General features: G+C 55.2%; 13 protein-coding genes and 1 pseudogene. 4 read left to right on the top strand and 10 right to left on the bottom strand.

The window, feature by feature from the left end; translation table 11 throughout:
- Positions 1-10: 10 nt before the first annotated feature.
- From BDD14_RS10600 to atpB, 4 genes are all read right to left on the bottom strand, one after another.
- Positions 11-445, bottom strand: coding sequence for a F0F1 ATP synthase subunit delta (locus BDD14_RS10600; protein WP_207231713.1), 435 nt, complete (start codon positions 443-445; stop codon positions 11-13).
- Between the two features lie 21 nt (positions 446-466).
- The gene (gene atpF, locus BDD14_RS10595; RefSeq protein WP_130418777.1) at positions 467-1,012 is read right to left on the bottom strand and encodes a F0F1 ATP synthase subunit B; all 546 of its coding nucleotides are present in this window, start codon (positions 1,010-1,012) and stop codon (positions 467-469) included.
- Positions 1,013-1,068: 56 nt separating this feature from the next.
- Complete coding sequence (locus BDD14_RS10590; RefSeq protein ID WP_130418776.1) at positions 1,069-1,257, bottom strand: ATP synthase F0 subunit C; 189 nt, start codon at positions 1,255-1,257, stop codon at positions 1,069-1,071.
- A gap of 64 nt (positions 1,258-1,321) precedes the next feature.
- Positions 1,322-2,296 carry a F0F1 ATP synthase subunit A gene (atpB, locus tag BDD14_RS10585; RefSeq protein ID WP_130418775.1) on the bottom strand — a complete coding sequence of 325 codons (975 nt, stop codon included), beginning with the start codon at positions 2,294-2,296 and terminating at the stop codon, positions 1,322-1,324.
- Positions 2,297-2,517: 221 nt separating this feature from the next.
- Between atpB and BDD14_RS33005 the strand changes: the two are divergent.
- A pseudogene (locus BDD14_RS33005) lies at positions 2,518-2,842 on the top strand (transposase); the annotation flags it as partial.
- Positions 2,843-2,905: 63 nt separating this feature from the next.
- Here BDD14_RS33005 and BDD14_RS33000 read toward each other — a convergent pair.
- The 4 genes from BDD14_RS33000 to ppk2 form a co-directional block, all read right to left on the bottom strand.
- Positions 2,906-3,250 (bottom strand): hypothetical protein, encoded by a 345-nt coding sequence (locus BDD14_RS33000; protein ID WP_242618286.1) that lies wholly within the window; start codon positions 3,248-3,250, stop codon positions 2,906-2,908.
- Complete coding sequence (locus BDD14_RS10575) at positions 3,247-3,765, bottom strand: VIT1/CCC1 transporter family protein (protein WP_165420015.1); 519 nt, start codon at positions 3,763-3,765, stop codon at positions 3,247-3,249. The genes BDD14_RS33000 and BDD14_RS10575 overlap by 4 nt, the downstream gene beginning before the upstream one ends.
- Positions 3,766-3,917: 152 nt before the next feature.
- Entirely contained in the window at positions 3,918-5,606 is a 1,689-nt protein-coding gene (locus BDD14_RS10570; RefSeq protein WP_130418772.1) for a SulP family inorganic anion transporter, read from the bottom strand.
- A gap of 109 nt (positions 5,607-5,715) precedes the next feature.
- Positions 5,716-6,525: a polyphosphate kinase 2 gene (ppk2, locus tag BDD14_RS10565; RefSeq protein WP_130418771.1), complete on the bottom strand. Its 810-nt coding sequence runs from the start codon at positions 6,523-6,525 to the stop codon at positions 5,716-5,718.
- A gap of 735 nt (positions 6,526-7,260) precedes the next feature.
- Between ppk2 and BDD14_RS10560 the strand changes: the two genes are divergently transcribed.
- From BDD14_RS10560 to BDD14_RS10550, 3 genes are all read left to right on the top strand, one after another.
- A complete protein-coding gene (locus tag BDD14_RS10560) occupies positions 7,261-8,364 on the top strand; it encodes an AI-2E family transporter (RefSeq protein WP_130418770.1) in 1,104 nt (367 codons plus the stop codon).
- A gap of 158 nt (positions 8,365-8,522) precedes the next feature.
- Positions 8,523-9,836 (top strand): DUF3300 domain-containing protein, encoded by a 1,314-nt coding sequence (locus tag BDD14_RS10555; protein WP_130418769.1) that lies wholly within the window; start codon positions 8,523-8,525, stop codon positions 9,834-9,836.
- A gap of 7 nt (positions 9,837-9,843) precedes the next feature.
- On the top strand, positions 9,844-10,845 hold the full coding sequence (locus BDD14_RS10550; protein ID WP_130418768.1) for a DUF2950 domain-containing protein: 1,002 nt from the start codon (positions 9,844-9,846) through the stop codon (positions 10,843-10,845).
- A 122-nt stretch (positions 10,846-10,967) separates the two neighbouring features.
- Here the strand turns inward: BDD14_RS10550 and BDD14_RS10545 are convergent, their stop codons facing one another.
- Positions 10,968-11,288, bottom strand: coding sequence for a potassium channel family protein (locus tag BDD14_RS10545; protein WP_130418767.1), 321 nt, complete (start codon positions 11,286-11,288; stop codon positions 10,968-10,970).
- Between the two features lie 1,002 nt (positions 11,289-12,290).
- Positions 12,291-13,244, bottom strand: a complete 954-nt coding sequence (locus tag BDD14_RS10540; RefSeq protein WP_130418766.1) for a S1/P1 nuclease — start codon at positions 13,242-13,244, stop codon at positions 12,291-12,293.
- Positions 13,245-13,357: the final 113 nt, after the last annotated feature.

Below are 13,357 nucleotides of genomic sequence, written 5' to 3'. Positions count from 1 at the left end.
TCCCCATACCTTATGGGGATACGATCTCAGTGTTTCTTCCGTTCGTTCCTTCAATCCCGAAACTTCTCCGCAATGCATCTAACCCAGACTGCACGCTCCCATCGTAGACATCGCTACCCACTTGAATGCGCATCCCTCCAATCAATGCCGGGTTGACGGAGAACGCAATCGTTATCCCTGAACCGTACGCGCTCGTCAATCCGCTGCGTACATTGGCCTGCAAATCAGCGGGCATTAGCACGGCGCTCTCGACTTTTGCCATATGCTGATCATGGTCAAGTTTGACCAACCGCTGAAAGTCCTCCAGCAACAACAAATAACCGCGCCGTCGGGACTGGAGCACCGCTTGCAGTACCTGGCGCACACGCGCCTCATCCAACACCCCGTTGACGACGCACAAACGGAACATTTGCTTAGCTTCACGCGCGGATTGTTTCTTAGTCATCACGATCGCTTCTTGGCCTCGTTAAGCGGCTAAATTTCTTGCTGTCTCCTCGGACAGGCGCCGCTGATCTTCTGGCGTGAGAATCTTGCCAGTGACATTGGCGGTTGTCTTCACAACCAATCGGCCGACTTCTTTCTTTAGCTCTTCGATCATTCGGGCATAGTCTTGTGCAGTCGCTTCGCGCGACTTGGCAACGATCTGTTGCGCCTCGGCTATGGCCTTCTGCGTTTCCGCTTCTTTCACCCGGCCAGCTGCAGCACGTGCTTCCTCAATCAGTTTGGCCGCCTGCGCGTCGGCCTGCCTCAATATCTCCCGGCGCTGCATCTCGGTCTGCGCCAGTTCTTCCGATATTTTCTTTGCATCATCCAACCCTTGGGCGATTTTTTGACGTCGTTCCTCGAGCGCCCTGAGGATAGGTTTATAGGCAAAGCGTTGAAGAAGAATACAGACAATGGAAAAGCTGATGATCTGGGCAACTAGATGTGGCCAGTCCACGCCAAAGTCCGTGGCGATCTTTTGGATCTGTTCTCCACTGTTCGTTTGTGCCAGCAAAACTAGAGTATTCATAGTCGTCTCATGTGGTTGGGCGTCGGATAGCCTTGCCCTGCACCCACGGCTCCTCCTTACCTAACCAAGAACAGGGCGTAGAATACGATCGCTTCTGCGAAAGCAATTGCCAGAATCGATTGAACAAGAATCTTCGTGGAAGCATCAGGATTGCGTCCCACTGCTTCTGAAGCTTTCATCCCGATCAAACCCACGCCAATAGCCGCGCCCAGCGCTGCCAGTCCAACGTGCAGGCTTCCGTTCATAACAGTTTTCCTTTCCTTCTCACAGTTGCCTGCAATTACATAGGCAATCGTTGAAATTGGTGTCTCAACCGTGTACGGCCTCCGGTGCCTTAGCCTCATGCTGGCAAATCAGCATCGTGAAGACCGCAGTCAGTAACATGAAGACTAGCGCCTGAACTAGACCCATCAGCACTTCCATGAAATAAAACGGAATGGCCACCAACCAGCCAAAACCAGGGACAAGCCTAACCATTGCTTCCAATAGGTTCTCCCCGGCATATACGTTGCCGTAGAGGCGAAAGCTTAGAGAGACTGGCCTGAATAAAATTGAGACGACCTCTAGACAGCCAGCCACAAAGAACACAATACCCATCAGCAGCTTCAGCGCACCAGTGCTCTCGCCCTTGGGCGCAAACAACTCCTTGATAAATCCACGCGCACCAATTTCTTGAAAAGCCCAGACAAGCCAGCAGGCAAAGTAGACCAGGGCCATCGCAAACGTCATATTGACGTCAGCATTAGTGCCGCGAAGTAAGGGTTGATCGATCTTGAAGCCATGAGAGGTCGGATGGCCCCACCCAATCGTTCCTATTCCTGGAATAAGTCCCATCCAATTGGCAGAGAGAATAAAGATAAAGATGGATGCAAAGAACCAGAATGTCCGGCTCACTAAATGAGAACCAATAATTCCGGCCATAAACTTGTACAGGCCTTCAACAATCCATTCAAGAAAGTTCTGCGCGCCGGCAGGAACCTGCTGCATGTTTCTTGTAGCAAACTGAGCAAATACGATCAGGCTCAAAGCCACGACCCAACTCAGAACCATGGAATTAGTGATCGGGAAATTATGGAAGCGTGCGATTTCCACTGCTTTTTGAGATAAGCCATGTTCTTCCGGCTCAGACGTCTGTTCAGGTGCCTCATGTTGTGCGGTGGTGTCTGAGGCAAACTTCGATCCAGTGTCAATTGCCAGCGCGATGCTAGCGGTCAGACTGATGAGCACAGCCGCGAAGCAGAATAGTAGCAGTGAAGTGCTCGAGTTCGAAGGGAGCGAGCGCATCAGTTCTCCTGCTTATATATTCATCCGCGATCAATGGAACGCACTCGCTCATCGCGCTACGAAAGATTGTGCCTCGCAGAGGAGACAATCTTCCTAGGATCAACGCGCAAATAGTAGCGGTCATACCTAGTGCCTGTAAACTGGCAAAATTGCTAGGAACTTCTGAAGAACTCCACTATCCAGTCTGTGCGAATAAGGTTGTGATCGGGGGAAGGAAGCACGTGCGACAGACATTGGCGTGCCAGAGGAGTCTCGAGAAGTACGCAAGGAAATTTCGGCGGGAGTTATTTCTGGAAGAGATGGATCGGGTGGTGCCCTGGGCAGAGCTGGAAGCGCTGGTGGAGCCGCACTATCCGAAGGGAGAGAATGGGCATCCGCCTGTGGGTGGGGGATCATGCTGCGGATTTACTTTGTGAGCAGTGGTTCAACCTGAGCGATCCGGGCGCGGAAGTGGCGCTGTACGAGTCGCCCGCGCTGCGGCGGCTTGCAGTCGTGGGACCTGGGCCGGGCATCGCGTCGGATGAGGCGACGATCTGCAAGTTCCGTAGACGCGCAAGGCAACCAGTGGTACATCGGTCTGAAGGCGCATATCGTTCTGCGTATTGGGGGTCAGAATTTGTAAGTCAATGCGATGACCATAGTTGGATCAGCCCAACCGGCGTTGAAAATATACGTCGTGTAATCCATCTTGCGGTAGGCAAAGCCCAGAGACACTCCTCGCTGAACATCGAGTGCAGTCTGAAGCCATTTGTGGTCGGCATTGAAGATCGGGGAACCATAAGACAGGTCGTTCGGCACCAGGTATCCAAGTGCCCCGAGGGAAAAGGACCACTCATTCGAAGGCGATCCGGACGACTTTTCCGCCGGGTTAGCCGGTGCAATCTGAGCCGCTGCACTCCCCGCGAAGAATGCAGCACCCAGGACTACCAACCTGAATTGTCGTGTGGTTTTCATCCTCCAAGTGCGATCGTCATTCCAACCAGCGCGCTTCCGACAATCACCATCAACATGCCCATCGCCACCGGCCGATGCCCGGAATAGCATCCAAAGGCATATCCCGCAGCAAACAGCGTGGCGATCGCTATCGCGTTCGATATCCGTAGGGCCCGCGTGGTTTCGCGAATAAAAATGAATGGCAGTACGACCGGAAGCGTTGCAGTCAGAACCAGTAGAAACACACCTAAGCTGGCAAGCCAATCGTCTTTGCTGAGCCGCGGGCGCGACGGCAATTCCGGCGTCTGGATCAACTTCTGCCGCATCTCTTCGAATTGCGCGAGAGACACAACGGACGCGAGCAAGGGCGGCATAGCGTTGGCAATGATTCGATATGCACGCTTTGGATCCGGTGCCGCGCGCACCGCTCTCAGCGCCACGATGCCTTGTCCGTGCTCGCTAAAGCGGGCCATCAAATACATCGCTGCGTCGATGGTGCCCCAGGCCAGATTGCAACCGAGCGCGCCGATGAGCATCTGGCGCACCTCTGTTCGGCCGGCTCCGGCAATGCTGAACGAGCAAGTTATGGTGAGCACCATGATCAGTCCAAACAGCACTTCGGAAACCCTCTCCATGGGATCAAGGAGATGCTTCCCGGATTTCGTTAATTTTCCATACATGGGCTTGGTCAGACTTCGCCGCCTTTGAGAAATGCGTTGACGGCTGAATCGACCCCAGGAAAGATCTGATTCGCCCCAACGCGTTCTGTAAATCCGCTGCGATCGAAAAGATTACGAGCCCGGTCCGCGACACGCGCAAAGTAGAGCGCAACACCCGACTCCTCTAATTCATCCCGCAACTGCTCGAGCATTTCAAGACTGGTTACATCTATTTCCGGAGAAGCTTCGAGGTTCATCAAAACCGCCCGGAGGGGTACATCAGCGGACCTCATCAACTCGCGCAGCCGGTTGCGAATGCGATTCGCGTTCGCAAAGAACAACATGCCATTTGGCCGAAAGATCAATAGGTATGGAATCTGCTCAGCCCCAGGATGACGATCAACATCGACAAAATTCCCGGAGCCCGCTAGCCTGCCCAGTACAGAGTCCTGTGGAGCGCTGACTTTTCGCATCACGATCACCAGGGTTATACCGACTGCGAAAATCAACCCCCTAAGAATTCCCATTTGCAGAACACCGAACAGGGCGACGAGCGCAACCCAGAAACTTCCACTGCGGAGCTTCGCATAGTACTTGAGCGTGCCCACGTCAGCCAGGTGTGCGACAGCATGGACGACAATCGCCCCTAGAACAGCCTCCGGGAGATTGCGGATAAGGGGTAGCAAGTAAGCCAGTGTAAGGCCGACAAAAATCGAAGACGTGATGGTGGAAAGCTGAGTTCGGGCTCCACTGCTGTCGTTGGCGGCTGTGCCAGACATGCCCCCACCAACGATGATGCCGCCTAATAGACCTGATGCGATGTTTGCCGCTCCCATCGCGCAGAGCTCCTGATTGGGATTGATCTCAGATTTATGCTTTGCAGCAAACGTTCGGCCGGCAGCGAGAGACTCGGCGGTGAGCACGAGCACAATTCCGATGGCCCCCACGAAGACATCCGTCAGCTGGTCTTCACCGATCCTGGGCAGGCTCACCGAGGGCATTCCGGCTTGAATCGTACCGACGACCTCCACCTCATGCTGTTGCAGACCGAACCATGAGACAGATAGAACGCCGAGGACCAGCACCACTAGGGCCGATGGCACTCGGGGGGCAAATGCACCCAGGAGGACCATCACGGCAATCGCAATTGCTCCGACTGCACACGCCCACAGATTTGCCTCATTAAGTGAGGTGATCACATGCCACACTAAATGGAAGAAATTTCCCTGTCCTGCAGAGATGCCAGTGAGCTTATGGGCCTGCTTCACCATGATGGTGAGCGCGAGTCCGAAGACAAAGCCCTTGAGAACTGGCTTGGAAATGAACTCCGACACAGCTCCCAGCTTGAGCAGACCACCTACCAGGAAGATGACGCCCACTGCAATCGCAGCGCCTGAAGCGAGCACAACATATCGCGTGGAGTCACCAACGGCAATCGGAGCCACAAGGGCGGCAAGCATGGCTGCGGATGAAGATGTAGGCGTAACCGCGAGTTGTCGCGACGTCCCAAAGAGCGCGTAGGTAAACATTCCCGCCATCGCGGCATACAAGCCCATCTGCGGCGGGACTCCGGCGATGCCCGCATAAGCCATTCCCTCCGGGACCAGCAATCCTGCAAGCGCAATGCCTGCGATTACGTCCCCACGTATGGTTTTCGGTGTGCAGTCAGGCAGCCAGTCACTGATAGGAAGAAACTGGGATATTGCGCGCCGAGACATTCATTTCTCCTAAGCACCTGCCGAACCGCACCGCGAGATATGAACCTCATTTCCCGAGCGATAAAGCAAATCATTGTGCGTCTGTTCAAGACATTTTGTGCGAGCACTGTCAATAAATCTCGGGAATGTAGTGCATCTTCTTCAGCGGGGTCTGATCGTCATATCGTTTGCGGCTATCCCGGGGTGGCAGCTTCACTTTTTCCCGCGGAACCTTTCCATAGGGAATCTTGCTCAGGAAATGCGCGATACAGTTGAGGCGTGCTTTTTTCTTATCATCAGAACGAACGACGAACCACGGAGCATGCTTGCTGTCGGATGCCTTGAGCATGGCATCCCGCGCCCTTGAATAGTCATACCAGCGACGGAATGACTCAAGATCCATCGGGCTCAGCTTCCATTGCCGCAGCGGATCGGCGATTCGTGCTTTGAATCGCCGTTCCTGCTCATCAGCACCCACTTCCAGCCAGTACTTGATAAGGACGATGCCGGCATTCACGATGTACTGCTCTATCTGAGGAGCCTGTTCAAGAAAAATGCGATGTTGCTCCTTGGTACAGAAGCCCATCACGAACTCTACGCCGGCTCGGTTGTACCAACTTCGGTCGAAGATTACGATCTCGCCGCCAGACGGAAAACGCTCCACATAGCGCTGTAAGAACATCTGAGTCTTCTCGCGGTCAGAGGGAGCAGGTAGCGCTTCGACCCGGAACACACGGGGACTCACTCGTTCGGTGAGCGCGCGGATGGTCCCTCCTTTGCCTGCGGCATCGCGCCCCTCAAAGACGACGATCACGCGAAGTCCCTTGTATTTGACCCATTCCTGAAGCTTGCAAAGCTCCGCCTGGAGGCGTCGAAGTTCCTTCATGTACTGTTTGTTAGTCAGCCTGCCTTCATTCGGGCTGTTCTCTTTGTCGGCCATGAATCACCTCACTCGGATATACGTGCTGCTTGGGCACCTCTAGCTACGATTCTGGTCCCTACCGTCGTGGAGTGTTAGGCCACCAAGATTACCGTCAACCTTATTACCGTCGAGTCTGTCTTGAGCATATTTGCTCCACTCGCAGCACGTTAGATCAATCCTGTCAGAGTCATGGGGCCGACGATGTAGCCGGAAGTAAACCATAAGAACAGGCATATGTCAAAGCCGACGACATTATGTCTGCGTTATTGACCTCGCCCGTTCGGTGTTGCAAAGAAGGCGCGGCGCGGGTCTCATCTATCTGTTCCCACCCGATTTCTTCCGTTACAACTTCGCGCTATGTTTTTGCATCGAAACGAAGTTATTCAGGCGTTCGTCGCCATCGATAATCACGGGAATTCTGCTGATTCGGCCACTTCTCCCATGGAACAATCTTGCTGCCCGTGTCATACTTCGGGGTGTTTCAAGCTTCGCTATTGGAAATCAGATTTCACTCACTTGCCCGCGTTCCGCCCAGTAGCGAATCGGCGCGGGAAGTAGTCAGGTTGGTTTTCGCTCTGTCCGCCTGCAGCTTCTTGGTGACTGATCAACGCCGGCGCTAGCGGATTTCAGGCGCGGCGGAAAGTCCTTGAACGTGATCAGGAGTTGCCTAACGGTAGCCGGCTCATGGAGGAGCAGAGGAACAGGGGACAGTTGGACAAGTGAGCGGGCCTAATCTACGAAGGAGGAACCAACGTGACCTCTAGCCAACCGGCGCCCGACAAGTGGTACCTGAGCCGTGCTCTCGAAGTCTTCATTCACCTTAGCCTTATCGCTCTGCTAGTCGCCACCTGCTTCCTTATTCTGCGCCCCTTTATCGGCGTGGTCGCCTGGGGGCTGACCATTGCTATTGCTGGTTACCCAGCTTACCGCAGACTGGACAAGCTGCTCGGTGAACGAGGCACGGTTGCAGCCGTCCTCTTTACCGTTCTTCTTCTCACTGTCGTGATCGTGCCGATTGCACTCCTCGCTCAAACGCTGATCGGTGACTTCCAAGGTCTCGCGGTCCGTGTTCAGAACGGAACCCTGACCATTCCGCCGCCGCGACCGAACGTCGCAACCTGGCCCATCATCGGCAAACGTTTGAGCGAGCTCTGGGGCCTGGCTTATACCAATTTTTCCGCCGCCCTCCAGAGCCTCGCTCCGCAACTCAAAGGGGCTGCGGCCGGACTACTCTCAGCTTCTGCCGCAGTTGGCATTGGCGTGTTGCAGTTTTTCATCTCGATAGTGGTCGCGGGATTTCTTCTCGCCTACTCCAGACAGGGTGCGAATCTTTCGCGAAAGCTCGCAATCCACTTTTTCGGCAGCAAGGGCGAACAGTTTGAAGCACTCGCCGAGGCGACCATACGCAGCGTTACCACTGGCATCCTCGGCGTTGCATTAATCCAATCCATGCTCGCCGGTCTCGGGTTTCTGGTGGTGCGACTCCCCGGAGCGGGCCTATGGACACTGGTGTTCCTCATCGCCGCTGTGCTCCAGGTAGGACCCCTGACCCTCATCCCCGCCGTGATCTACGTCTTTGCGACCATGGGCACCGCCAAATCGGTGGCCTTCTTGATTTGGTGTATCTTCGTTGCCCTCATCGACAATGTGCTGAAGCCGCTGTTGCTCGGGCGAGGTGTCCCCGTTCCCATCCTTATCGTCTTCATGGGCGCGATAGGCGGCTTCATTGCGATGGGCATTATTGGCCTTTTCGTCGGCGCAATTGTTCTGTCGGTCGGATACGAGCTATTCCACGCCTGGCTGGACGAAGACATCGCATCTGCGCCAGACGCAACCCCGCGAGCTCAGGAAGAGTAGTACAACTTCGTGGACGAGATGCCATGAAGGCCATGTTGTAGAAAGCAATCATCGACGCTACAGAAAAGAAGGGGTAGAATTGGCGCCCCACCGTACTTCGGTGAAAAAGTCGGACCCGAACAACTCGGAGTGCAGTCTGCGAGGAAAGGTCGTAAACCATGAACGTGAGAATACTCCAGTCAAGGCCGCCGTTTGGTCGCGTCCGCGGCGCGGTAGCGTTGCTCTGTGTATTGCTCCTGTTGCCCGGCGATCTCGCGGCATATGCCCAATCGGCGCCCCAGCAGAATGCGCCGCAAGAGCAACCCGCGCCGCCCAAGATTCCGAATGATCAATTGGATTCGCTGGTGGCACCAATCGCACTCTATCCGGATCCGCTGCTGGCCCAGGTTCTCGCTGCCTCCACGTATCCTCTGGAGATTATTCAACTCCAGCAGTGGTTGCCGCAGCACAAGGGCCTGAAGGATAAGGAACTGGTGGATGCAGTACAGAAACAAGACTGGGACCCCAGCGTCCAGGCGATGGCGCCGCTGCCTGATGTGGTCAAGCAACTTGCAGAAAACATCAAGTGGACCACCGACCTGGGTAATGCCTTTCTGTCGCAGCAAAGTGACGTGATGGACGCGGTCCAGCGCATGCGCGCGAAAGCCAAGGACGCGGGAAACCTTAAATCCACCGAACAGCAAAAGGTGGAAACGAAGACTGTCGAGAACAAAACTGTCGTTGTGATCGAGCAGGCTCAACCTCAGGTCATTTACGTTCCCAGCTATAACCCCACGGTGGTCTACGGCCCGCCAGTTTATCCCTATCCGCCGATCGTCTACCCTCCGGTAGGTGCCTACGTCGCGGGAATGGCCATTTCGTTTGGTGTGGGAATGGCAATGGGGGCAGCCTGGGGTGGCGGCTGGGGATACGGCTGTGGGTGGCATGGCGGCAACAATGACATCACCATCAACAGGAACAACAGCTTCGTAAACAATTCCAACAGAACGAATGTCAACCGTCCGTCACAGCAGCCCGCTGGCGGAGGGAACAACTGGCAGCACAATCCTCAGCACCGCGGAGGCGCTCCCTACTCAAACAGGGCCACTGCGAACCAATATGGCGGGACTGCTCGTGGCGATTCCACGGCCACGCGGCAGGCGAACGCTCGCCAGAACCAGGGGCAATCCGGTGGCAGGCAACAGGCAAGCACGATGGATCGCGGCAGTGGCGGCGCCAACCGCCAACAGGCAAGCACGATGGATCGTGGCAGTGGCGGCGCCAACCGGCCACAGGCAGGCACGATGGATCGTAGCAGTGGCGGCGCGGATCGCGTCGGTAACCGAAGCGTTCCCAGCGGCGGCTCCTCACACGGAAGCGGAGCTTTCGGCGGCGGCTCCGGTGGCTACAGTGGAAGCAGCGCGCGAGCCAGCAGTTCACGGGGATCCGCCAGCATGGGGTCCCGAGGCGGCGGCGGCGGACGGAGGAGATAGGCAAGCCATGATCAAGGAAGACCACATGACATTAAATACGTTCCATTTCCTTACGTCGAAATCCCTTGTCACTGCCCAGATGATCGCCTTGTCGTGCGCCCTGACGGCCATCGCCCATGCGAAGCCGCAATCGAACCCACCCACCGTGGCGGCATCGCAACCTGCACAGATGTCGTTTGCCACGCCAAACCAGGCTGCCGAAGCCCTCATCCAGGCGGCAGCGAACTATGACGTGCCCGCTCTCATGAGAGTGTTAGGACCGGATGGCAGGCATATCGTTTCGACAGAGGACGCCGTTCGCGATAAGAACAATGCCGCCACATTTGCCGCGGAAGCTCACGAAAAGACTGAGGTGGTCGTAGACCCCAAGAACCCTAATCGCGCTACCCTTTCCGTCGGAGACGAAGAGTGGCCACTTCCAATCCCCATCGTCAAGAAAGATGGAAAATGGTATTTCGATACCAAGGCGGGTCTCAAGGAGGTACTGTTTCGGCGCATCGGAGCTAACGAGCTGGACGCCATTACCGTTTGCCGCGGCTTTGTGGAAGCTCAGATGGACTACGCCGAGCAGATCCACGACAACTTCGACGTGAATCAATACGCGCAGCGAATTATCAGCACACCGGGAAAACAGGATGGGCTGGCCTGGCAAAATCCGGATGGCAGCTGGGGAGGTCCCGTCGGAGTGGGGGTTGCGAAGGCCCTTGCTGAAGGGTACGGGGACAAGAGCAAGCCCTTCCACGGGTACTATTTCAAAGTATTGAAGGGGCAGGGTCCCAGTGCGCCCCTGGGCAAGCTCAACTACATCATTGAGGGAGCGATGATCGGCGGATTTGCACTCGTAGCCGTGCCTGCCGAATATCGCGTCACGGGCGTAAAGACATTCATGGTTGACTACGACGGAGTTGTCTACCAGAAGGACCTGGGACCCGATTCCCTCAAGATCGTCAAGAACATGGAGCTTTACAATCCGGACAAGACCTGGCGCCCCACATCTGACAATTGGTGATCTACTTATCCTTGGAACCAGCACCGTTCCAATCAATGATGTTGACCACCTTCCACGGATTTCTGCGAAGCCACCCGCGTGTCGCAGAGTTCGCTCGCGAGAGGCGCAGGCCGTCCAGGGCCTCAGGTTCTATCCAAAGCCTTTGTCGCGGCATACACTCCCAATGCGACGATGATGCCCATAGTCAGCAACCCCAGCACGGCTGTGAGAATGGCGATGATCCTCGATCGTCTCTTGGTTGGACGGAAATCACCGTAACCGACTGTCGTTGCGGTGACGAATGCCCAATAGAAACTGTCGAAGCGCGACCAGCCCTCCTGCTTTCCGGCAAGGTATCCAAGCAGCATGATTACCAGCGTCAAGGTCAACAAGAGAGGGGAAAAAAACCAAAGGCCGATCGCTAGCTGCTTCAGGAATCGGATGGTCAGCCCCCAAAGAATCACAATGCTCCCGTGCCTTTCCAATTGGTATGAACAACCGATTCCAGAAATACCGGACTGACTCGTGAAGTCCCGAAGACGGCCGGAAAACTGAACGCCATGGTACATCAAAGGGAGCGGACGGTTCGGAGACGTCACGTGTGTATGGTTCATTCGGCAGGTCGACCTCGGTTTGAGTGCCATGGGAATGGCGGGCGACGATCGCCATTTGGCGATAGGAGCGTAGCCACCACGGCTTCACCCTATGGCCGATATTGTTTCCGCCACTGCTGCCACGGTTTTGTACCTATGTTCTTTTACAACCCAAAAGACGACTAGTTCACAATGTGGCAGGTGCTGTCGCGGATTCGAAGTACGTTATCCGCCAAGAAGAATTCCTATCTTCTGTACTACGTGGGACGACGGAAGAGGACAAAGCTTAGCAATTTGGTGAATGCCCTGGGCACGAGCCAGCACAACTGGGAGATCGTAGGGCCGAAGCGCAATTAGTTCTCTATGCTTTTTATTTACTTCCCCGAATTGTGCTTGGTTGAGTTGGACGTCGCGCCGGGTTCCGCTGAAAGTCTACAAAGGATTTCGCGAAGCAAGATCGCGACTGCGCAGTTCCATTGTTTATAGCCGATTAACTTATATCTTGGCGTTTCCCTTTTTGCGGGAACTCGATCGCTCCGAGAGCTAGCAGACGAGCCCTGTAATCGCCTGAAAAGCATCAAGGCGTCACGCGCCCTGTATTTTCGATTAACCCTTCCGAAATTGGGCCAATTTATGGTCTGTTTAGAAACGATTCGGCCAACTTTATGTCTCAGAGGCTTTGAGCGAGCAAAAGGTTCGTATTGAAAGCAGGAGGTAGGCTGGACAGCTTATGGGTTGGGCCAGCTTTCGGGTTGATTTTCAAAAAAAATACGCCCCCTCCTGCCGAGCGTCCTCTGAGTTCAAATGGCGCGAGCCACACAAGCCAACAGCAAAGGTTTACGCGCCAACGTGAAGCCTTCTGCGATTGCCTGACTAAGAACAGGTTGTAGGTTGACACAATGAGTGACTACAAGAGCATCTGATTCCACGCTGCCCAGTCTTACGATCGAGACAGACGAAGTTGCTTGGGGCCGTTGCGGACTCACTGTTAGTCAACGGCGAAGCTTTAAACGCAGCATTAATGAGCTGCGCCAGCCTGAGGCCGCCCTGCTCCAGTCGCTGGTTGATGGTTTCGATATTTCGCTCGTAGTAGGCCTCGTCGATGTTCGTTCCCGGAGCCACCAGCGCCAACCGAGCAAGATCGTGCGACTCCATCGCCCATGTCGCGGCGTTCCCATTGCCTGGGACGATCTTCTTCGTGTCAATCTCGTTCTCAAGCATCCTCAGCCAGGCAGCTTCGTCAAGATTGCGATGCTCGATCAGCTTCTCGTCCCAGACTTCATGCAGGTTGCACCCCCACTGGCCGCACTCGTCGCGTCCCCATACTCTCACGGCAATATCGTTCCCCCCGCGTCCAACACCCAGCGTGTGCAACGGTTGATGCTCGTCGCCGACCAGGTGCACCAGGAACTTCAGCGCGATGGCTCTGTCCGAGTTGTCGAGCGTTGAGTCGGCAAGTCGCTGTTCGTTGTACCCGATGCGTTCCACGATACAGTCGCGCCACGTGTCGATCCGCGTTCCTGCCGTTGTGCGCGGCTGTATCAGGCAGTCGCGGTCGCGATCATAGCTCTTCGCATCGGGAGGGATATTGACGAAGTGCCAGTAGAAGGTCTGATAGTTGCCAACAAGATAGTGATCGGCCCACGAAGATACATCGCCGAGACTCTCATGTCCAAGCAAAGCCTGCACATCGGCTTTTGCCTCAGGGGTCAAATGATCCCATGCGACGTCGGCGACCAGTCGATGACCCAGCGGTCCCCATGCCCATGACTGCTGTGTTACGGCGAACGAGAGAATTAACCAGAGAGAGAGAAGGATGCGTTTCATGAAACGAGTATAGAGATGTCATCTGGGAATATGCCGGAAGCTGCTTCCATTCTGTATCCGCGGCAAATTTTCTGACTTTTGCAACATAGCGTTTATGTAAATGTTGTAGATTC

Source organism: Edaphobacter modestus (assembly GCF_004217555.1).
Lineage (GTDB): Bacteria > Acidobacteriota > Terriglobia > Terriglobales > Acidobacteriaceae > Edaphobacter > Edaphobacter modestus.
The sequence above is the reverse complement of the archived record's forward strand: the minus strand, read 5'-3'. Positions and strand labels throughout refer to the sequence as shown.

Coding starts and splice junctions, on each gene's coding strand:
- BDD14_RS10600 (WP_207231713.1), bottom strand. CDS start 445: ATGACTAAGAAACAATCCGCGCGTGAAGCTAAGCAAATGTTCCGTTTG.
- atpF (WP_130418777.1), bottom strand. CDS start 1,012: ATGAATACTCTAGTTTTGCTGGCACAAACGAACAGTGGAGAACAGATC.
- BDD14_RS10590 (WP_130418776.1), bottom strand. CDS start 1,257: ATGAACGGAAGCCTGCACGTTGGACTGGCAGCGCTGGGCGCGGCTATT.
- atpB (WP_130418775.1), bottom strand. CDS start 2,296: ATGCGCTCGCTCCCTTCGAACTCGAGCACTTCACTGCTACTATTCTGC.
- BDD14_RS33000 (WP_242618286.1), bottom strand. CDS start 3,250: ATGAAAACCACACGACAATTCAGGTTGGTAGTCCTGGGTGCTGCATTC.
- BDD14_RS10575 (WP_165420015.1), bottom strand. CDS start 3,765: ATGCTCATCGGCGCGCTCGGTTGCAATCTGGCCTGGGGCACCATCGAC.
- BDD14_RS10570 (WP_130418772.1), bottom strand. CDS start 5,606: ATGTCTCGGCGCGCAATATCCCAGTTTCTTCCTATCAGTGACTGGCTG.
- ppk2 (WP_130418771.1), bottom strand. CDS start 6,525: ATGGCCGACAAAGAGAACAGCCCGAATGAAGGCAGGCTGACTAACAAA.
- BDD14_RS10555 (WP_130418769.1), top strand. CDS start 8,523: ATGAACGTGAGAATACTCCAGTCAAGGCCGCCGTTTGGTCGCGTCCGC.
- BDD14_RS10550 (WP_130418768.1), top strand. CDS start 9,844: ATGATCAAGGAAGACCACATGACATTAAATACGTTCCATTTCCTTACG.
- BDD14_RS10540 (WP_130418766.1), bottom strand. CDS start 13,244: ATGAAACGCATCCTTCTCTCTCTCTGGTTAATTCTCTCGTTCGCCGTA.